This is a genomic window from Planctomycetota bacterium (genome assembly GCA_016207825.1).
GTDB lineage: Bacteria > Planctomycetota > MHYJ01 > JACQXL01 > JACQZI01 > JACQZI01.
Genome location: JACQZI010000003.1, coordinates 13,966 through 34,387, shown reverse-complemented (window position 1 = coordinate 34,387; position 20,422 = coordinate 13,966). Strand labels below are relative to the sequence as shown.

At 45.7% G+C, this 20,422-nt stretch carries 16 protein-coding genes; 15 read left to right on the top strand and 1 reads right to left on the bottom strand.

The annotated features are described in order from the left end of the window. Nucleotides 1-110 precede the first annotated feature (110 nt). The 6 genes from HY811_00415 (at nt 111) to HY811_00390 (ending at nt 7,333) form a co-directional block, all read left to right on the top strand. A complete protein-coding gene (locus tag HY811_00415) occupies nt 111-623 on the top strand; it encodes a helix-turn-helix domain-containing protein (GenBank protein ID MBI4833274.1) in 513 nt (170 codons plus the stop codon). A gap of 191 nt (nt 624-814) precedes the next feature. Further along, nucleotides 815-2,554 (top strand): Flp pilus assembly complex ATPase component TadA, encoded by a 1,740-nt coding sequence (tadA, locus tag HY811_00410; protein ID MBI4833273.1) that lies wholly within the window; start codon nt 815-817, stop codon nt 2,552-2,554. 578 nt (nt 2,555-3,132) lie between these two features. Continuing rightward, nucleotides 3,133-4,563: an ATP-binding protein gene (locus tag HY811_00405; protein MBI4833272.1), complete on the top strand. Its 1,431-nt coding sequence runs from the start codon at nt 3,133-3,135 to the stop codon at nt 4,561-4,563. A gap of 173 nt (nt 4,564-4,736) precedes the next feature. Then, complete coding sequence (locus HY811_00400) at nt 4,737-5,258, top strand: sigma-70 family RNA polymerase sigma factor (protein ID MBI4833271.1); 522 nt, start codon at nt 4,737-4,739, stop codon at nt 5,256-5,258. Further along, nucleotides 5,255-6,046 (top strand): hypothetical protein, encoded by a 792-nt coding sequence (locus tag HY811_00395; protein MBI4833270.1) that lies wholly within the window; start codon nt 5,255-5,257, stop codon nt 6,044-6,046. The genes HY811_00400 and HY811_00395 overlap by 4 nt, the downstream gene beginning before the upstream one ends. Nucleotides 6,047-6,139: 93 nt before the next feature. Further along, on the top strand, nt 6,140-7,333 hold the full coding sequence (locus tag HY811_00390; GenBank protein MBI4833269.1) for a hypothetical protein: 1,194 nt from the start codon (nt 6,140-6,142) through the stop codon (nt 7,331-7,333). A gap of 25 nt (nt 7,334-7,358) precedes the next feature. On the opposite strand, the gene HY811_00385 is transcribed toward HY811_00390, so the two are convergent. After that, a complete protein-coding gene (locus HY811_00385; GenBank protein MBI4833268.1) occupies nt 7,359-7,859 on the bottom strand; it encodes an NYN domain-containing protein in 501 nt (166 codons plus the stop codon). A 131-nt stretch (nt 7,860-7,990) separates the two neighbouring features. Here HY811_00385 and pilM point away from each other — a divergent pair, with 131 nt between their 5' ends. From pilM to HY811_00340, 9 genes are all read left to right on the top strand, one after another. Continuing rightward, nucleotides 7,991-9,580 carry a type IV pilus assembly protein PilM gene (pilM, locus tag HY811_00380; protein MBI4833267.1) on the top strand — a complete coding sequence of 530 codons (1,590 nt, stop codon included), beginning with the start codon at nt 7,991-7,993 and terminating at the stop codon, nt 9,578-9,580. Next, a complete protein-coding gene (locus tag HY811_00375) occupies nt 9,577-10,497 on the top strand; it encodes a hypothetical protein (GenBank protein ID MBI4833266.1) in 921 nt (306 codons plus the stop codon). Before pilM ends, HY811_00375 begins: the two co-directional genes overlap by 4 nt. An 8-nt stretch (nt 10,498-10,505) precedes the next feature. After that, nucleotides 10,506-11,474: a fibronectin type III domain-containing protein gene (locus tag HY811_00370; GenBank protein ID MBI4833265.1), complete on the top strand. Its 969-nt coding sequence runs from the start codon at nt 10,506-10,508 to the stop codon at nt 11,472-11,474. A 257-nt stretch (nt 11,475-11,731) separates the two neighbouring features. Further along, on the top strand, nt 11,732-14,290 hold the full coding sequence (locus tag HY811_00365) for a hypothetical protein (GenBank protein MBI4833264.1): 2,559 nt from the start codon (nt 11,732-11,734) through the stop codon (nt 14,288-14,290). Between the two features lie 26 nt (nt 14,291-14,316). Continuing rightward, nucleotides 14,317-17,328, top strand: coding sequence for a hypothetical protein (locus tag HY811_00360; protein ID MBI4833263.1), 3,012 nt, complete (start codon nt 14,317-14,319; stop codon nt 17,326-17,328). A 31-nt stretch (nt 17,329-17,359) separates the two neighbouring features. Then, the gene (locus HY811_00355; protein ID MBI4833262.1) at nt 17,360-18,508 is read left to right on the top strand and encodes a hypothetical protein; all 1,149 of its coding nucleotides are present in this window, start codon (nt 17,360-17,362) and stop codon (nt 18,506-18,508) included. A 17-nt stretch (nt 18,509-18,525) separates the two neighbouring features. After that, nucleotides 18,526-19,281, top strand: coding sequence for a MotA/TolQ/ExbB proton channel family protein (locus HY811_00350; protein MBI4833261.1), 756 nt, complete (start codon nt 18,526-18,528; stop codon nt 19,279-19,281). A 25-nt stretch (nt 19,282-19,306) separates the two neighbouring features. Next, the gene (locus tag HY811_00345) at nt 19,307-19,852 is read left to right on the top strand and encodes a biopolymer transporter ExbD (GenBank protein ID MBI4833260.1); all 546 of its coding nucleotides are present in this window, start codon (nt 19,307-19,309) and stop codon (nt 19,850-19,852) included. 12 nt (nt 19,853-19,864) lie between these two features. Beyond that, nucleotides 19,865-20,383, top strand: coding sequence for a biopolymer transporter ExbD (locus tag HY811_00340; protein ID MBI4833259.1), 519 nt, complete (start codon nt 19,865-19,867; stop codon nt 20,381-20,383). The last annotated feature ends 39 nt before the right edge of the window (nt 20,384-20,422 follow it).

Here is a 20,422-nt window from a genome sequence, read left to right as displayed (position 1 = left end):
CGGTTATTCGGGCATTTCTCTTGACAGCCCGCCTCGGGTAATATAGAGTTAGCGTTACAAACCGCATATTAAACGGATTTAGGTTGCGGCTGTTACCGGGTGAGATTATTATGCCAGGAACGGAATTGCTTACGGTTAAGGAAACTGCCGAGGCGCTGCAGGTAAGCGTCTTTACCGTCCGGCGCCTGATTAAGAAGGGTGATTTGCCTGCCGCGCGCGTTGCCCACCAATTCCGCGTTCGGCGTGAAGACCTGGAAAAATACATCGCAAGGCATTTGGAGCGATTCGGCAATATTGCCGTCAAGCCGTTCTTTTACCGGATAGCGGTGCTGGAGAGGTACCGTTCCGACCCGATGAAGTTTTATCTCCATGACTCCGCCTTTAGCGGGAAGCTGGGATTGAAAGAGCATCTCTACAAATTCCAGAACGGCGCCAGAAACACTGTCTATGGAGAGCCGCTTTTCTGTGAGCTTTCTTATAAAAAGGTTCATTTGAAGGATGGCGAAGAGGCCGAGCTAATTGATTCATCGAAAGATTACCGGAAAATTGCCGCCTGGGCAGAGGAACAAATCCATTGGCACAAGCACTTCATCCAGCGTCCGGAATTCCTGGTAGCTTTTTAATATTTTATATAAAAATAAATAAACACTTGACAAAAGGCAATTCATAGGGTATTATATGAGTGTGCATTTGAAGGATGCCGCCCGGTCTGCGGGAAGAACTTAGTTCACCTTCAGTTTTTCTCGGAAGATTTTAATGATCTTCTTTTCGCCTGTGCATGCAGACCCCGGGCGTAGATTTAAAGGAGGTCATTATGACACGGATATTACCGAATAACCCTAACTTACAGCATCTCAAAAACGAGGCGAAATCGTTAGTAAAAGCCCATCAGAAAAAAGAATCTGTTGTTTGCAATACGCTTCGGCTGCTGAACAGATTTTCCAGAGCGCTCGACCCGGAGATTCTTGATTCAAAACTCGCTCTTAATGAAGCCCAATATGCCCTGGCGATGGATTATGGGTTCAAGAGCTGGAATGACCTGAAAAAGCATGTGGAGAACAAGGGTCTTTCTGGAAAAGAAAAGGGCTTGGCCAATTTCTGGCGTAAATTCGGAACATTGTTAGGTTCGGGGGTGCCTTTTATGAGCACGCTTGACACACTGGGAAAAGAAGCGCTTGATAAAGAGATTAAATCTATCGTGGATGCTATTCGAACCGGAATTAAGGCGGGTGAAGGTCTATCAGAAACTATGTCCAAGTTTTCAGATTACTTTTCTTTACCAGTTTTGGAGATGGTTAAGGAAGGTGAAGAAAAAGGCAATCTGGATGAAGTCTTCAAGGACATCGCCGAACGGTTGGAAAGAGGCACCATTGAATCGGGAAAAGAAACAGAAAGCGTTACAGGCAAAGACCCAGCGCAATTGCTGGATTTGATCTTTCGCGATGCCGTCCAACAGAAAGCCAGCGATATCCATCTGGAATGGCTGAACGAAAAAATGAGAATCAGGCTGCGTATTGACGGGGTTCTCAAAGAGATACCTCCGCCGCCGGAAAAGATGCAAAAAGCCGTAATCAGCCGGATTAAGATTCTTAGTGGTATGGATACCACTGAAAAACGCCTGCCTCAGGACGGGAGAATCATAGCAAGCATAAACGGGAAAAGCGTTGATTTCCGTGTTTCAATTGTCCCCAATATTACCGGCGAATCGGTGGTTATCAGGGTTCTTGACAAGAGCCTTATCAATCTGGATATAGAAAAACAGCACCTCAGCAAACAGAACCTGAAAACCTTGAAAAACTGGTGCAAAAAGCCAGCGGGGTTAATTGTTGTTACCGGACCGACCGGTTGCGGAAAAACAACTACTCTTTATAGCCTTATGCAGGGGCTCAACCGAAAAGAGGCCAAGATATGCACCATAGAAAACCCTGTAGAATATCCGCTTGAAGGGATAAATCAAGTGCAGGTAAATCCTGCTTTAGGGCTTACCTTTACACGTGCTATGCAGTCACAACTCAGGCAGGCGCCGAATATAATTATGGTCAGTGAGATTAGGGATGTTGAGTTGGCCGAGTTAATGATTCAGGCGGCGCTTACCGGGCACTTGATTTTTACAACGCTAAATACTATGGATGCCCCGGGCGCAATCAGGAGATTGGTTGATTTAGGAGTTAAACCGCCCCTGGTCAATAATTGTTTGATAGGCGTAATTGCCCAGAGATTAGTCCGTGCGATATGCCAGGATTGCAAAGAAGAATATAAACCTGAAAAATGGGTGAAGGCGTCAATCAAAGGGCTCAAAAACATTAAATTCTTTAGAGGCAAAGGATGCGGTAAATGTAACGGGACTGGCTATCAGGGCAGGATTGTAATCCACGAGCTTTTGGAAATAGACAAGAAGATGAAAAATCTGATTGCCCGCAACGCGCCTCTGGAGGAAATTAAAAAGCATGGTAGGAAATCGGGTATGGTTACCCTGATGGAAGACGGAATAAACAAGGTGAAAGAGGGTCTTACAACTTTAGAAGAAGTTGTCAAGGCGACGGCAGGCATTTAAAAGGAAAAGTCGTATTATAAAATAGGGCACGGTAATAAATGCCGTGCCTTATTTATCTGGTAGTTCGTAATATGCCCAATCAGATAATGGTTTCCGCCCTAACGGAGTAGTGATTCCGCCTTACCGGGGTAGTAGTTCTGCCTTACCGGAGTTGCAGTTCCGTTCTACCGGAGTGCGGATTCCACTCTACCGGGATATGGATTCCTGCCTACCGGAGTGCCTGCCCGTCCGATCAGGCGGGTGGGTTCTATTCTACTGGAGTATGGATTCCGCCTTACCTCAGTGCCGTTCCTATCTTAGGGGAGATGTTGCAGTAGGGCAGGGGGGTATAGGGGGTACCCTACCCCTACTTGCTCACTTCTGCTCACTTCTCCCAACCGCTTTATTTATAATGGTTTAGAAACAGGATGGCAAGCGCCTTGACTGAGGCAAGTCATCCTCAGGCGGTGAATATGGCTTTATTTAGAGATTTTACTTGACAGTATCGCTAAAATCGTGTATAAAATTGCAGTCAAGTGCAACTTTAATTCCAATAATGTTGCAGTGAACTGCAACTTTAAGCGCGAAATTGATGTTTTATGAGCTATACATTTGACATATTTCTTGCCCAGAATCCCTGGCGGGGGCAATTGGATTCCTGGTATGTTTCGCACCTCGTGCGCGATATTGATATCCGCTTAAAAACTGCTTTAAAGGAATCCGGGTTGGCAGTAATATCCGGCGCGCCTGCCGCGGGGAAGACCAATCTTGCCTGGGCTTTGATAAACGATTTTGTCCGCACGCAAAACCGCGACCCAAAAGAGATTTTTTATTTTAGCCTGGAAGAGCCAATCACCAGGTCTTTTATCCAAAGCGCCGCGAATCTCGTGAATTTCCTGAAGAGTTTCGGCCCCGCTAAAGATTCGGATATGCTTCTGGTGATGGATTCGGCGCACTACCTTGCCGTGCCGGAGAAGTTTTTTGAAGAGCTTTTCAAGAGCGCGGACTCTTTTTGCTCCGGTCTCAAGATTATCGCCATCACTAACCTGGCAAGCTTCGGCGATAAGTTGGTTAAGGATTTTACCGTCAAACCTGCGCAACACCTAAAAATACCCGAATTTAATTTCCGCGAATTTCTTGAACACGCCCTGGGCAGGGCGAACGTCACACTCCCGAAATTCCGCCCGGATATGGATATCATCGCGGTAAGCAAAAGCTACGCCCGCGCTTTGATTCCTTTATTCGAAGAATACGTCCTTTACGGCGGCTATCCGGATATTATCCGCACGCCGGTCGCCGTGCGCAAAGTCAGCAAGTTGCAGGATATTTTGAGGGATTATCACAATAAGCTGGCGCAAATTTTCCGGGAGATAAAACATCCGGAAAAGCTATACGTCTTGTTCGCGATGCTGGCAAAAGCAAACGGAACTTTAGTGAACCTCAAAAAACTCAAACAGGGTTTACATCTTAACCACCGGACAGTCGCGCGTTATCTGGATATCCTGGAGGATGTTTCGCTCTTTTCGCTTGTTCATCCGTTTGAAGCGGAGAAGAAAACCGGGATTCCGTTTTTGTATTTTGCCGATACCGGCTTGCGCAATCTCCTGACCGGGATATTTAATCCCTTGACCATGCGGCCGGACCAGAAAGTATTATTGGATAATTTTGTGTATAATCAATTGAGGATGATGGGTGATGATATCCGGTTTTACCGGCCGCCGCAAACTGATTGGGTGATATTCACCTTCCGCCATAATGATAAATTATACGGGGCAGCCGTGGCGGATAGATTAGGCAAATTTAACTCGAGGGTTTTGCTTAGCTTTATCCGGAAACATCATCCGCACAAGGTGTTTTTACTGCATCCTCAAATGGAACTTGAACAGGCGGGGGAGGCCGGCGGAAATCACTCGGAAACCGGCTGGTCCGGCAGGATTCTTGAAGAATCGCACCGGCTGGTTCAGATGCCGGTCTGGTGGATATGGGCGTTACCGGAGGCTTTGAAGAGAGCGGCTGAAACTTCGAGCTGAGTATAAAATAAATTCTCCGCGCCTCTGTGGTTATATCTCTTTCCCTTGCGAATCAATCCCGAATATTTCCAGCCATTTTATTGTGCATTTGCAGGATTTTGATTTAATATTAATCGGAATAATATTTTTGACCGGTTTTCATGGTGCTAAAAGAGAGTATTTTGGATATCCAGATGAACGGATTAGACAGAGAACAGATTGAAGCGATAGTTAATACCGAACAGGAAGCGCTATTCCATTTTGCTTTATTCCTGGCGCGCGATTATAACGCGGCAGAGGATATGGCACAGGAGACATTTTTGATTGCCTGCCGCAAGCTTGCCCAAGAGAAGCCTGAAGGGAATACGGGCAAATGGCTAAGAGGAATTGCCAGAAACGTTTATCTCAAGACAAAATCAAAAAGAAATACTTTTATGCTGCATGAGAATCTCCTGGAAATGGCGGATAACTTTTGGCGGGATAAGACAGGAGAAGGCAATGCCTCGTCTCCGTATGCCGTCGCGCTAACCGGATGCCTGGAATCACTTGGTGATAACGATAGGAAAATGATTGAGTTGAGATACGGTCTGAATCCGGGGCGCGAGGCTTTGGCGCAAACGCTCGATATATCCGTGCCTGCCTTGGAATCCAGGTTAAAACGCGCCAAAAAACAGCTAAAGGAATGTATTGAGAGGAAAACAGGCAAGACAATATGAATAATGATGATTTGATTTATAGGATGCCGGACGGGGATTTGGATGAAGCGGAATGCCGGCAATTGAATAATCTGATAGAATCCGACACGAAGGCAAGGGAGGATGTGTTTGCTTATATGGTGCTCGAAAGCGAACTCATTGCAAAATACACGAAACCATTCAGATTTAAATTGCCCGAATCGGCAAGGCCGTCTTTATTCATAATGAGAAACAGGTTTGTTTTAGCCGCGGCCGCTTCTTTGTTAATCGCGGTTGTCGGCACATTGATTGTATTTCATCAGCCGGTTAAGCCGTTAGTTCAGGAAGACAAAGCGGAATGGCGTTTGGCAATAATTAAAGATGTGCGCATTGACGCTTCAGCGCCTGTTCAATTGATAGGGAATGACGGACAAAAAGGCGAGAGTGTTGGTGGTTATGGCAGGGCTGGAGAAAAAGATAATGAAAAAGAGCTGCTTAATGCTATAAGCTTTTTCTCCGCTCAATTCGGGTTTGAAGTTATGTTGCCTAAAAACCTGCCGGAAGGTTTCGTTTTTTTACGTGCAATGCGGATTGAGCCTTCATCCGATACGGACAATACGGAAACAGCTTTAATCATTTATAAGTCTCCGAATAAAAACATTTTCATATTCGAGGATAAAAATACGGGTAATATTGATTCCATTCCTAAAGATATCACTGCAAATAGCCAATGGCATCAGAAGACATACAACAATCTGCGCATCACCATGATAGGCATCGGGTTTACGGCGGAATATTGGAAAACACTGATAGAAAGTATTAATTTTTAGATTTTTTTGACCGGTTTTGCCGCCCGCGACGAAGAGTATGTTAGAAGGCACAAAAAGGTGCTGTAAAAGAGTAAACAAAAAGGAGGAAAGAAAATGGAAAAAGGCAGAACAAGATGCGGAATATATGCCATTGTGTCAATTATAATGTTAATGATGGCGTTTTCTTACAGCAGGGCGGATATCGCGCCGATGAGGGAAACCAGCGGAAAAACATTGACTTCATCCGATAAGGCAATGGAACAGATTGAAATGTCCGCCGAGGAAGTTTCACTCGTCCTGACTAAAGCCGCCTTGAAAGTTAAGGTGGTTTTTCATATGAAAAACGCCGGCCCGGAGCTAAAAATAGAAGAAGGGTTCCCGATGGGTTATTATTCTGATATAATGAAGGATTTTGAGATAAAATCAGGCGGCAAGAAATTAAATACCGAAGTGGTAACCCTTACGGCGGGGCAGAGCGCTCATAATAAACCAATAAATGATTACTGGGTAACATGGAAGAACACCTATCCGGCGAATTCATCCGTGCAGGTGGAGGTTGCTTATCAGATATCGCTTGAAGATTACGGACCCAACGAGCAAAGTACAGGTTATATTCTGCATACCGGCGCGGCGTGGAAAGGGGTAATCGGCAAGGCCGTGGTAACACTCACTTTTGGGGATGGATTTTCTCCGTATAATCTGGTCGAGATTTCCCGCCCGGATGCGGCGGCAATCCAGAAAGACAAGGTGGTCTGGGTCTTTAAGGATTTAGAACCCACCGAAGCCGATGATATTGTGATTACGTTCCACCCCCAGGATTATTCTGCCGTCTTGAAGGAATACGCGAACGGCTCTAAAGGCTGGCGTGACACACAGAATTTTGCGCGTCGGGCGAAAATGCACGACCGTAAAGCCTATTGGGAGGCGAATAAAAAACTGCTTAACGTCGGTGAAAGAAAAGATGAAAAACTGATTCTTCAGGGCGGAGATAAAAAAGATGAAATAGAATGGGCAATTGTTGGCGAGGCGGTCGGGATTTTTCACGAGGCTTTGCGGTGCGCGCAGAATGAACCTGAAGCCAAAGCGTTCTTGCCAGTGGCAACGGATTTAGTGGAATTATTGCTTGACGGGAAAGTTTGGGTAGACAATACTAAAGTATGGTATGCGGGCATCCGTAAGTATGGAGAAATGAGAGTTCTCAAAGTCGCACCCAATGGCGGCGAATACGCCAAAAAAACGGAAGCCGGACTACGCCAGGAAATCAAGCAGGCGAGGGAATTGGTTGATAAGAATAAGGAAAAGAAATGAGGTGTAAATTCGCCATGGGTAGCGGTTAAGAATCTATCCCGAATATTTCCAGCCATTTCTCGGCTTCTTCGGGCGAGATGCCGTTAAGCTTGCGTTTGGAAACAGAAGGGCCTTCGGCGGATTTGTTTTTATCATCATCTTTTTCCGCAAGGAATTCATCCGCGAATTCATGCGAACGGATTATTTTAAACCCGAGCGGTTTAAGTTTCCTGATGATTTCGTTATCCGAGGTGACGACCGCGGTCTTGCGCGCCGAGGTTTGCTCGCGGGCTGTTTTTATGACCAGTGCATCAGCTTTTTCTTCTCCGGAAAATGCTATCATCAGCCGCGTTCCCTTGCGCGCGGATTTAGAGGGCATTTGCCCGTCAAAGATAAGGATGATTTTCTCGTAGCGGTCTTCGGTGACGCGCCTGCCGAGAAGCGCGATAAAGTCCTCCCGCGCTTTCTCGAATAATTCCCGGTTTTTAAGACCGGCCAGCTCCGGATACCGCGCGAATAACAGGTTGTAACCGTCTATAATCAGCATAGTGTCTTACATTATATATGTCCTTTATAAAAAATAAACAAAAAGAAGTTATATTTTGCTTGACAAGATAGCATAATCTAATAAGATACATTCCAAAATCTTAATCTTAACGAGAGCGAATTGCTAGAATTATGGCGAGAGGCGTTTGGGGGTTAGATGTAAGCAAATCCTGCCTTAAGGCGGTCCGGCTGGAGCTGAATGATGACCGCCCGGAAATAACCGATGTTGACATCATAGATTACACGCCAGCCGCCAGCCGCGATGATGCCGCCCTGGAACAGGAAATACGGATGGCTTTGTCGCTTTTCACCTCGCGCCATAACCTTAAAAAAGACAATATTGCTGCCTCGCTTCCCGGGCACTCTACTTTCAACCGTTTTATCAAGCTTCCGCCGACAGACCCGGCGCGCCTAAAGGATATCGTCCAGTACGAAGCCCAGCAGCATATCCCGTTCCCGATTAATGAAGTCATCTGGGCGTACCAGATGGTCGAACGCCAGTATCAGCCGGGCGAAGAATTGGAGGCGGTCCTCTTTGCGGTAAAGAAGGATTTGATTGACCAGTTTCTGGCGACCATGTCGCTTGCCGGTGTTCAGATTGATATCATACAATTCGCGCCGGTGGCGCTTTATAATTTTATAAGCTATTCGGGCCTGGTCCAGAAAAGCGGGGTCATCCTGGATATGGGCGCGAATAATACGGATCTCATACTCATTGACGACAATAAATTCTGGATAAGGAATCTCCCAATCGTGGGCAATGACATCACGCACGCCATCGAAAAGAAATTTGAATTGCCTTTTGCCGAGGCGGAAAAGCTGAAAGTTTCGGCGGCGCAATCTCCCCAGGCGGGTAAGATTTTTACGACCATCCAGCCGGTCTTAAAGGATTTAGTCGGCGAAATACACCGTTCAATCGGTTATTACAAGAGCCTTTCACCCATGGGCAAGCCGCCGGCCTTCACTAAAATGGTGGCGATGGGCAATGCGACGCGCGTCATATATTTCGACGAATTCGTTTCCCAGCGCCTGCAGATGGAATTGATCCGCCTTAAAAAGATGGACAAATTTGAAGTGAGTCCGAAGCTGGATCCGGCGATTTTGGCGACACAAATGCCTTCGCTCGGCGTGGCAATCGGCTTGGGTTTGCAATACCTCGGCCAAACGATTAACCGCATCAATTTATTGCCCCAGGAAATAATAAAAATAAAACAGGCGACCAAAAGGAAGCCCTTTATCGCGGCGATTGCTGCGATTGCGACCATCATAGTTTTAATGATGTGGTGGACTTCCGGGAAAACCCTTGATGCCCTTAATGAAGTGAGCGAGAAAGTGGATGAGCAGACAAAAAACTGGAAAGAGATTGACCGCAAATACAAAAACGTAAGCAATATGGTGGAATTCGAGGATAAACTTAAGCGCCTCATCCAGACCATACCGAACCGTGAAATATTGGAGCTGACCATTATCTGCGGGTTAATCTGCCGCAGGCAAAGCGGGGTTCTTGACGAAATGCTTTCGCGCGATTTCGTAAAGGCCGAGCTTGGAAAACGGCTTGCCGATGCGTTTAATATTGCCGTCCCGCCGGATGCGATATTATTAAAGGGCGCAGTGGCAGAACTGAAAATCGGGGATTTGGAAGGTATGCACGATGAGGAAGCCCCAAAAGAATCTGATAAGAAATATTACCGCTTTAAGATAGTTCTGGATATACCGTTATGAAAATAAATATCATTGCGATTTTAAAAGACCGTTTCATCATGGGCTTTGCTGTTTGGGGGATTGCCCTAGCCGTGGTTTTTATCGTTGTTATCCGGAACGGGCGGTGGGTAAAGATTGAGGAGCTGAGGGATGATATTAAAAGACAGGAAAAAACCCTGGATACAATCATAAAAACAGGCACCAATAATCCGACCAAAGAGAAAATCGAGGCATGCATAAAATACAAGAAAACCCTGGAAGAAGAAATCCAGAAATGCAACGATTTTTATACGGAATCAGATAAGACATTTGAAGAATGGTTCCACAACGTCGAACTGACTCCAGCTGGCACCCCGACCGAAGGCGCGTTCCTGGCGGCTTTTCGCAATGCCAAGAGGGAAATCATCCTCAACCAGTTAACCGAGCGCAACATAAAAATATTCGACGACCATGGCAATGAAATTTCTGAAGATGAGAAAAAGTTCAGCGTGTTGAACCTGGAAGATCCCACCCACCCGTCGCAATTCCGAAGGGTTCAGAAGCAGTTTTGGATTGTCAAAAAACTTACCGAGGCATCGGTTGCCGCCGAGATTTCAAAGTGCGGGCAGATAAAAATCCAGCCGGCCGTTCCTCCGCTTAAAATACCGGAGGATTTAGGTGTTATGATTCCTTTTGAAATAAAGGTTTATATGCCGTTGAAAAACGCGGCTAAATTGATTAATAATATATGCGATACTTCCAGGGGCGGGCCCTTTATTTATATTACCCATGTTAAAATAACCCGGTCTACCCAGCAAGGAGATGAAATGTCGGAAAGAAACAATGAACCCGATGTAAACAGGGGGCATGTAACGCTCCAGCAGGAAACTCCTGAAGTGAAAATAACAATAAGCGGCAATGTCCTTGATTTCGGTGAAAAGATCGAAAAGCCGCAATAATTATTTATATGAGAATTAAAAAGTTCATTCTTGCATATCCGGAGCGGATTATTTTAGTGGTGGCGCTTATCGGCCTATTTGTTCACGGCGTTAAAACATTCAACGCACCGCCTGATCCCGATGTGGAAAGAATCAACAAAAAACTGAACGAAATCAAGCGGGTGATCTCGACCAACCCGCCGCTTGTTTTCCCTGAAGTAAAATACCTTGAAACCATAAAAAGCAAATGGGATAAACTGGCTTCTGCACCGGAATTGTATGGCGGCATGATGTTCCGTAATACCATACCGCTTATTTCCTATGCGGAAACCGTAGTTGCCCCAAAAAAGGTTATTTTGCCGCCTATTATGGATAAGCTTTCTGTGGATCCTGAACTGCCTGATCGGATAGTCATTTCTTGGACCAAGAATACGGAGATTCCTATTAAACCCCTGGCGGTTATCAGCAAATACCGTATTTACCGGAAGGCAGCAGGGGAGAAACAGGATAAAATGGTAACTGAAGTAAAGCCGGATCCCAATGTGCTTTCCTTTGCCTATACGGATACCGATAACATACAGCCCGAACTGCAGTATACGTATTATATTACCGCATTCACAGATGAAAAGTCCGATGAAATGACGGATGGTAAAACCGAAAGCATTCCTTCTGTCGCCAAGCAAACGGTCACTCCGGAAATAGTTAAATTGGATGCCATCGCAACCAGCTCTTCCGAGCAAATATATATGTCGATAGAAAAATATATTGGAGGTAAATGGCAGAAAACTCGCGATTATTTTAAGAAAGGTGATAGGGTTGGTAAGGATAAATTTGTGACTGATTATGAAATAGCGAATATAACGGAAGAAACGGTAAATAAATCCATTGATCCTTCGGATCCACTAAAGACCGTTAAAAAGACGTTTTTTAGAATTACCCTCAAACATGTGAAAACCGGAAAGGAGATTGTCAGGGAAACGAAACCGGTAACACGATAGCAACAAGTCCGTTAAGGGTTTGTAAAGTTATTTGACATAATCTTAAAGGAACTTTACATAATATTTATCAGGTTAAGCAAAAGCTCTAAGGCTTAAAAGCACCGGACGCGGTGGAAATAGGTTATATTCGAGTTGACAGGCTTATATTTAAAATAAGCATTTTTCTGATGTAATAAAGCGTTTTTTTATTCATTTTGGAATGGTTTTTGCTTATAATATAAGTCAGCAGACCGTATAGCTAAAAGGAGTGTTTTATTATGAAAAAAGGATTATTTTTAATAGTTCTTTTATTTGCGCTAAGCTGCCAACAAGTACCGTTGGAGGAATCTTCAGAGCCTGCAGATGAACTAAATCCGGAAGCTGTTGTTCCCGGTACGGAAAATTGGTCGGATATCGCCGAAAAAAGGGAAAAAGAGCGGGCGCTTAACGATGACCAAAAGAAAATAATTGCCGAGAGCTTTTATGAAACGGGATATAAGTTTTACCTGGAGTTAAAATACGAGGAAGCCAAGTCTAATTTCCGTAAAGCCCTGGAACTGGTCCTCGACCATAAAAATGCAAAAAAATACCTTGAGGAAATTATTGCCCTGGAGGGCGGATATGTAGCCGGCGATGTCGGGGTGGAGGTTCGGAGCCGGATTAATGAAATCATCGCAAAGATTGAACAGCTGACCTTGGAAGTCCAGAACCACCTTAATATCGGGATCCGCAACTACGAAGGCGGTGAATACGACCGTGCCGAAGAAGAGTTTAACTGGGTAATTGAAACGGTGAAATGGACTCCGTATCCGGTAAAACTTTCACCGTATCAAAAACAGGCGGAAGGCTATCTCCAAAAAACCATCTCTAAAAAGAAGGAGCGGGAACTCGAAATAAAGCGTCTTCAGGTGCAGGAAAGCCAGCGCCTGGCGGAAAAAGAGGATGAAAAGCGCCGGGAAGAATTCATCCGCAATATTGAAATGCTTTTTGAGCAGGCAAATACTTCGTTTAAACAGGAACGCTATACGGAAACCATCCGCTTATGTGATAAAATCCTGGAAAAAAATCCGGCCAACCAGTTTGCGGTTCAATTAAAGGATATTGCGTTCCTCGCCCAGCGTGCCAAGAAAAAACAGCAGAACGCGAAGGCTTTTGCCGAACAATGGAAAAAAGCCTTTGAAGAATATGATTTGAAGATTTCTCTAGGCGCCGACGGCATAACTTATCCTTCACGGGAGGAATGGGTGAAAATCGGAGAGAGAGGACCGAGATTGATCACCAAAGCCACCGCGGTTTCGCCGCTTGATCAGGAAACCGAACTGATACTGGAAAGAAGGTTGTCTTTCCCGTTCAGCGATGGGGCGACGCTCCAGCAGATTATAGATTATATCAAAGTATCATTGGGCGAGACATGGATTAATATCATTACCCTGGATATTGACCCTAATGAGCAACTGTCATATGGTGCGCAGGCTCCCACGCCGATTAAGAACGCTTTGAAGGATATACTTAAAACCAAAAGCTGGGATTATATGATTGAAAAGGGTGTGGTGATAATCACCACCATAGAGAAGGTTTTTAAATCCAAGCTGGAAACGCGTACTTATGATGTGCTGGATTTGATCATTACGATACCGGATTTTACCGCGCCGGAAATCGGACTAGTGTTGCCTGCAAACCAGGCGGCGCCGGCTCCCGCCCCGCCGAAAATCAGCGAAACCGAATTAGTAGATTTGATAAAGAAGCATCTCGGTAAAGCCTACGGCGGATTTGAAGAAGCAACCGCGCCGGGAACGCTGGCGGAATATCAGAGCCCGTCTTTAGTCGTCAGGCATCTTTCGCCCGTTCATAAAGAGGTTGAACAATTGCTGGAGGGCCTGCGAGCCGCGATGGATTTGGTGGTTACCGTGGAGGCAAGATTCCTGGAAGTAAATGATAATTTCCTCGAAGAAATCGGAGTTGATGCGGTCGGCCTGGGTGCCCAGACAATTCCGGGTTCGCTTCTTGGGCCTCCGGCTGTAAGCGGAGGTTCGTTTACCGCGGCGACTTCAGGGATAAACGGAACTTATCCGGCCGGCGCTGCGCCTACCCAGAATACCACTCAGCTGGCCGTTAGAGTTGAGCAAATATATAATCAGGATGGCCTGGTGCAGCTTTTAGGGACAAATCCGAATACATTCGGGCTTCCGTCTGTGCCGATTATGAGTTATACCCGCTTGGGTACGACCCAGGTCCAATTCCTTTTGCGTGCTGTGGAAAAAGAAGGCAGGGGGAAGATTTTAAGCAGTCCCAAAATTACCGTATATAACGGGCAGCGCGGTTATTTATACATGTCCACTCAATATGCATACGTTCGTGATTATGACATCGTGATGGTCGCTCCCCAGCAGGTGACGGCTGATCCCCAGCCGGCTATTCTTTCGGTAGGAACCATCCTTGAAGTCAGGCCGAGCATAAGTGCTGATTTGCGGTATATAATGATGGAAGTAAAGCCGCAATCAATCGATACGTCATTCCCTTTAAGGTCCCTGGTTTTGCAATATAACCTTGGACCACCGACCAGCATGTTCGGGACTATTGCGTATGAAATACCCGATGTCCAGTTCCAGGCTGCAAAGACCAACGTGGTTATCCCTGATGGCGGAACTATTTTAATCGGCGGCTACCATACTGGGCAGGATATGGATTATACTTCCGGCGTCCCGATTTTATCAAAGATACCGATAATCGGAACGCTTTTCACCGAAAAGATAAAGACTAATCAGCGCCGTGTTCTTTTGATGCTGATTAAAGGGCAGATCACGGCATATAAACAGGAAGAAAAGGAAAGATTTTAGTTTTTAATTCGGGTTAGGAGTGTGCTATGCGCGTGTATGTTAGAAAAATCATATTTACGTTAGTTTGTTTATTGTGCGGCGTTATGACGGCGTTTTCAGCCGATTCTGCTGCGCCGTCAAAAGATGACATGGTAAAGCGCGAATTGGATTTTGCCACGCGTTTGGTCCAGAAATTTCCCATAAATGTTTCTTTTGACCTGGCTGAAGAGCTGTGCGCCAATGCGCTTAAAGGCAACCCGACTGATGCGGTTAAATTCCTGGTGGACTTAACGCGTGCACAGATAAAAAGGTCCAAAATTAACATTCCTGACCCGAGCCTTACCTATGATAAACGTAGTGCTTTGTTTGATGGGGCAATCCAGGAACTGGAAAAATGCATTAAAACTTATCAGGGTAAAAATTATACCGAATTGGCGGATGCCCAGTTCGGTGTCGGCGACCTTTGGATGAAAAAAGGCGAATTCCTGACCAGGGAGATGGCAAAGGAAGAACGTCCGGATAAGGTCGAAGCCATACAAAACGAAGCAAAAGAAGCTTTCAAAAAGGCAACCGAATATTTCAGCGCGCTGATAATCGAATACCGTAAAGAACGCGATGCAGTCGCCGCGAAATTACAGGAGGAGCCGCCCGAACCGGAAAAAATAAAAATCCAGGCTGAACTTGATGAATTAGATGGTAAATTGGGAATAGCGGAATATTATCGCCCCCAGACTATTTTCAGCCACGGGCTTTTATATCCCACGGGCAATGAAAACCGGGTGAAACTCCTAAAGGAAGCTGCCCTTGTGTTTGAGGAGTTTATGCTGGTTTATGGACAGACGACTTGGGGCTATCAGGCCGCAAATGAAAAAGGCTTGTGTTATCTTGAACTGGAAGATTACGATTCCGCCTTGATGAGCTTCAATACCACCAGTGAATTCCTGCCTGCTTTTTTAAAAGAAGCTAATGCTCCAATTGGCGAGGCGGAAAGGGATGTTATTGAAAAAGGTTTTGCATTGAAAGCCCGGGCTTACCGCCGGATGGGCGATTACAAAAAAGCAATCGAAGGTGTCGAAAAACTGCTTAAAACCTTCCCTGATGCATTAACCCGTAAAGACGAATTTGCACAGCAGGCAATGCTGGAAAAAGCTTCGGCATTGTTCCGCCTTAGGGATATCTCCGGCTCTTTTAAGATAATTGATGAAATTATTGCCACCAAGGGTCCGATGTCGAAAGAGGCTAACAGCCGAAGGCAAAAACTGATAAAGTATCTAGGCCCGGACCGGCTTCCGCCCGATGCGTTTTTTGATAATATCCAGTTCCTTTACGACAGCGGCGAGTCCGAAGAGTTGCTGCGCCAGGCCAAGCAGTTTTTAACGGCCCTGGCAAATTACCCGGACGATGTTAAGCAGAAATATATCCCGAATGTCCTGTGGATTTTGGGTAATTATTACCAGACACGCCGTCCTCCGCGTTTATATGAAGCGCTTGTCGTTTTCGAGTATATTTTTAAGAATTACAAAAATGCAACCATTATGAGTAAATCTTCAAGTCAGCAGGGCGAGCGTATTGCCCCAAAAGCGGCAAATAATGCCACGGCTTGCTATTACCGCCTGGCTGATGAAACCAAGGATGAAGCATACCGGACGCGCGCAAAAGAAATCGTAAAATCTATGGCAGATGCCGGCGACCTGCCTCCGGAAAAAGCTGCCGATTTGTTTTACATGGAAGGAAGATACCTGGAAGCGGCCGGTGCATATAAGAAAATCCGGCAGAGTTCGGACCAGTATGTTAAGTCGCTCGCACGGCTTGGGCCCTGTTATTATTCGCATGCCAAAAAAGTGCTTACCCCGGAATATGAAAAAGAACAGAATGAGGGTAAAAAGGAGAAATTAAAAGAGGAAATAATCAAGCACCTTAAATTATCAGAGGAAAGCGACAAGGCTTTCCTGGATTTTATAGGGAAAAATGCCGAGTCCAAGGAATATCCCGAGGCAGAAAGAAAGAAGATGAAAAACACATACAAGCCTTCCTGCCTGATACAGCTTGCCCGCGTTTACCGCCATGAGTTTATCAAACAATATGCTGATGTGTTAAGTATCCTTGGTGATTTTGATAAGGATTACGGCGGCAACACATCGCTTACCGATATGGTGGTGGAGGCGCTCCAGTATAAGATAGAAGCCCTGATTAATTCCAATGAGCTTGCCAAAGCGGATTCCTATCTGGAGATGGCATTGCAGCTGGTAAGGAAATACAAGCTCATGATGCCGATGGGTTCAATCCTGTCCGTTGCCGATGAATACGAAAAAGTCGCCAATAAATTTATCCCGCCGGAGCTTGGCTTGGAAGAAAGGGCGAAGAAAATCGAGGATTTGAAACAAAAAAAGCCGGCAGATTACGAGAAATTTGTCAAGGCGATGGAAAAGAACGTTGACCAGTATTACCGCTGGCTGGATAATAACCCGCCGGCAACGACCAAGCCGGAATACGCCCTGGCAGTTGCCGATAAATTATTCCGGGCGGCTGAAGACCTTTTTAATAACGAATATTATAAAAAAGCGGCTTCAATTTACGAAAAACTCCTGGAGAAGTTTTACGGAGGCGAGGTCCCTAAAGACGAAGCTCCTTGGAAAACACGCTGGAAAAACGCCCGCTGCTATGTGAAACTTACCGATTGGCCGAAGGCTATCCCGCTTTTGGAGCTTGTTGAAAGGGAAACCAAGAATGACCCGAAAATCCTAGGCGGTATTATGAAAGACCTGGCAATGGCTTATGAAGAAGCCGGCGGCAAGGAAAACCTTAACAAGGCACTTACTAAATGGGCGGAACTGGTCCGCGGGCTTAAGGAACAGACCGAGCCGTGGTGGGAAGCGCGTTACCATATCCTTTTGGTATATATGAAAATGGGCGCGGACGGCGGCTACCAGGAAGCAGATAAAATGATAAAAAATATCGAATTTGCCACCGAAGAAAAATATGATGATAACCAGTTTGGTTACAAGGATAAATTCCTTAAAGTAAAGAGCGAGTTAGCTAAGATTTTACCTGGCAAATGAGTTTGATTTTACCGGAAAGGAGTTAGTGGCAATGAAAGTGAAAACAAAGAGGTATGTAGTAAACGCCGGAATATTATTTATCGGACTGTTTTTTTACCTTGGTGTATTGTCCCACGTTGCTTTTGCGCAGCAGGCGCGTGATATGGTCAGGCTGAAAAAGGAAAAAGGCGGCGAGGAATTTAAGGGGGAAATCATTAAAGAAACGCATAAAAGCCTGACCATCCAAATCCCCAACGGCACGCGCGATTTTAACTGGAACGAGATAGATGATGTGCAGTATGATAAAACACCCAGCCTTTGGTTCCAGGCTGACGGAGAGGAATCCGACGGCAAATATGCCGAGGCTGCGGCGACCTATCAGAAACTGTTGGAGAAAGCCGATCTCCGCCCTATATTAAAACAGCATGTTATGTATAAACTGGCATGGAACCTGCAATTAAGCGGAAATCTCAAAGGCGCCGCCGAGAAATATGACCAATTGCTTGTCGCTGTAGCAGATACGAAATATTTCCGGGAGGCGGGCCTTAATATGGTCAAGTGTCATCTTTCTTCGGGTAAGCTTACCGAGGCATTGACCGCCTTGGAAAGGATAAAAACAGCCGCCGAGAAAAACGGGATAGAGCCGGAACATGTTTTTAAGATACTCTTGTTCAAGGCGCAGATTCTGAGTTCCTCAGATCCCCAGTCTGCGAAAAAGATATACGACCAGATAAGGCAGCAGGCGGGCAATTCCCCGGATATCAAGGCGATTGCCACCATCGGTACCGCACTTATCATGATTAAAGGAAACGAAGCTCCGCAGGCCGAACAGCTTTTGAAAGGGGTCATCAGCGAATCAACCAACCCGACCGCGCTTGCCGGCGCTTATTACGGTCTGGGCGATATCTGTTTCCAGAGGGGTGAAAAGTCAAATAACCCGACTGATTATAAGGATGCCCTGCTTAATTATTTGAAAGTGAATATCTTGTATTACCCGGCACAAAATGATGATATTGCGCTCGATTATTATGTCGCCTCGACCTTCCAGGCGGGCCGTTGCTTCAAAAAAATGCTTAAATTTATTGACGCCGGAAAGCAATCAGAATATAACGAAATGGCTCTAGCGTTGTTTCAGGAGATAATAAAGAACTTTTCTTATCATCCTTTAGCACCAAAAGCGAAAGAAGAAATGAGTAAATAGATAAAAGGAGAATAGCAATGAGAAAACTGACAAAATGGATGCCGGCGGTGATGTTGGTAGGTATTATACTGGTATTATTATTTATGCCCATTATTGCCTTGGCACAGGATGAGGGAGAAGGTGATGGAGAAAAAAAACAGGCCGAGGGTGATGGCGGTTTTATGGGGTTGATTAAGGCCGGAGGGGCCGTCGGGCATTTCATCATATTTCTTAGTTTTGTCTCTCTTGCCCTTGTAATCGAGCACTTTGTCAATATCAAGCGGGATAAATTCTGCCCGCCGGAAATCGTTGCTGAAATGGAGGCCTTAGTTGATGAAGGCCAGTATGAAGATGCCATTGCGCTATGCTCGGCGAACCCATGCTTTTTTACCAATGTCGTCGGGGCCGCCTTGGCAAAAGTTGAAGGCGGGTTTGGAGAGATGGAAAAGGCCATGGGGGAAGCCGGTGAAAACGAGGCAAACAAGGTTAACCAGCATATTAGTTACCTGTCGCTTCTGGGAAGCATAGCTCCTATGTTAGGACTGACCGGGACTGTCACAGGTATGATCTCGGCATTCGGCGTCATTAAGACCATGCAATCACCTCCTCCGAGCATGTTGGCGAAAGGCGTAGAAGAAGCCCTGGTGACCACCGCCGAAGGACTTTTTGTGGCAATGCCTGTCTTGGCTTCATATTTCTTTTTTAAGAATAAAGTTACCGCATTGCTCATTGAAATGGGTATGATTTGCGGTGAATTCCTGGATAAATTCAAGGGTATGGAGCCGGCAAAATAGCGGTTAGCCGGCGGAGGTAAAGCTTATGAAAATGAAAAGGCATGACCAGCTTGAGAATGTTGGTTTTGATATGACTCCGATGATTGATTGTGTATTCCAATTAATCATTTTCTTCATGCTTTCCACGGATTTTGCCAATACCCAGCTGGAACGTGTCCAGTTGCCCAAGGCCACGACTGCCGTGGAAGATAAAAGCCCGCCGGAGACCAGGCTTATGATAAACCTGGCTCATGTTGGTAAGGGAAGCGAAACCTGCAAAGAACTCAAATACGATATGAACAATAAGCTTATCAAAGCTTGCAGTATAGAAAAACACTGGCAGATAAAAGTGGGGAATAAGCCATACGAGCCTTCAGAGTTGGAGCAGTTGCTTAATCTCGAAGGCAGCAAACCACCGGGCCGTGAGCCTTCACCCGATGGTGGAAAAAGCCTGGGCCTTTCGAAAAGGACGTTGCAAATAAGGTCGGATGCCGGTGCCGTTTACCAGATGCTGGAAAAGGTCTTCGCGGCTTGCGCGAGGGCGCGTATATGGAAAATCGAAATCGGCGCCTCACAACCACCTAAGGATTAGGAGGTATTTTTTATGGGAAGAATTAAAAATAGCGGCTCGAACGAAATGAAAATGGACATGACCCCGATGATTGATATCATCTTCCAGTTGATTATTTTCTTCATGTGTTCCATTAAATTTAAGACTCTTGAAGGAAAGCTCGCTTCGTATTTGCCTAAGGATGTCGGGATAAACTCCAGCCAGGTTGCCAATCCTGATATGAACGAAATACGCATCCGGCTGATATATGATGAGACCCAGCCGATGAATACGAGAATTATCGTAAAGCCATACGGGGCGGATGGCGTCCGCATGAACGATTGGAGCCAGTTAAAAAGCGATATCGCGACGAGGTACCAGAGTATTGTCGCTCGCAATTTGACATGGCCGTTTATCATAGACCCTGAAAGCAAAGTCCCTATGCAATCCGTCGTTTATGCCTTGGATATGTGCCGCAGCGCCGGTATTGAAGATGTCCGTTTTGCCGCTAAATCTCCTGTAACCGACCCGTTGTCAGGCCTTGGGGAAAAGTCCAATAAATGGGGAAAATAATCCGCCATCTTGCGTTAGCGGATAGCGGGTATTTGTATA

Excerpts from the sequence above, each read along its gene's own strand:
- HY811_00415 (MBI4833274.1), top strand. The coding sequence starts at position 111 with ATGCCAGGAACGGAATTGCTTACGGTTAAGGAAACTGCCGAGGCGCTG.
- tadA (MBI4833273.1), top strand. The coding sequence starts at position 815 with ATGACACGGATATTACCGAATAACCCTAACTTACAGCATCTCAAAAAC.
- HY811_00405 (MBI4833272.1), top strand. The coding sequence starts at position 3,133 with ATGAGCTATACATTTGACATATTTCTTGCCCAGAATCCCTGGCGGGGG.
- HY811_00400 (MBI4833271.1), top strand. The coding sequence starts at position 4,737 with ATGAACGGATTAGACAGAGAACAGATTGAAGCGATAGTTAATACCGAA.
- HY811_00395 (MBI4833270.1), top strand. The coding sequence starts at position 5,255 with ATGAATAATGATGATTTGATTTATAGGATGCCGGACGGGGATTTGGAT.
- HY811_00390 (MBI4833269.1), top strand. The coding sequence starts at position 6,140 with ATGGAAAAAGGCAGAACAAGATGCGGAATATATGCCATTGTGTCAATT.
- HY811_00385 (MBI4833268.1), bottom strand. The coding sequence starts at position 7,859 with ATGCTGATTATAGACGGTTACAACCTGTTATTCGCGCGGTATCCGGAG.
- pilM (MBI4833267.1), top strand. The coding sequence starts at position 7,991 with ATGGCGAGAGGCGTTTGGGGGTTAGATGTAAGCAAATCCTGCCTTAAG.
- HY811_00375 (MBI4833266.1), top strand. The coding sequence starts at position 9,577 with ATGAAAATAAATATCATTGCGATTTTAAAAGACCGTTTCATCATGGGC.
- HY811_00370 (MBI4833265.1), top strand. The coding sequence starts at position 10,506 with ATGAGAATTAAAAAGTTCATTCTTGCATATCCGGAGCGGATTATTTTA.
- HY811_00365 (MBI4833264.1), top strand. The coding sequence starts at position 11,732 with ATGAAAAAAGGATTATTTTTAATAGTTCTTTTATTTGCGCTAAGCTGC.
- HY811_00360 (MBI4833263.1), top strand. The coding sequence starts at position 14,317 with ATGCGCGTGTATGTTAGAAAAATCATATTTACGTTAGTTTGTTTATTG.
- HY811_00355 (MBI4833262.1), top strand. The coding sequence starts at position 17,360 with ATGAAAGTGAAAACAAAGAGGTATGTAGTAAACGCCGGAATATTATTT.
- HY811_00350 (MBI4833261.1), top strand. The coding sequence starts at position 18,526 with ATGAGAAAACTGACAAAATGGATGCCGGCGGTGATGTTGGTAGGTATT.
- HY811_00345 (MBI4833260.1), top strand. The coding sequence starts at position 19,307 with ATGAAAATGAAAAGGCATGACCAGCTTGAGAATGTTGGTTTTGATATG.
- HY811_00340 (MBI4833259.1), top strand. The coding sequence starts at position 19,865 with ATGGGAAGAATTAAAAATAGCGGCTCGAACGAAATGAAAATGGACATG.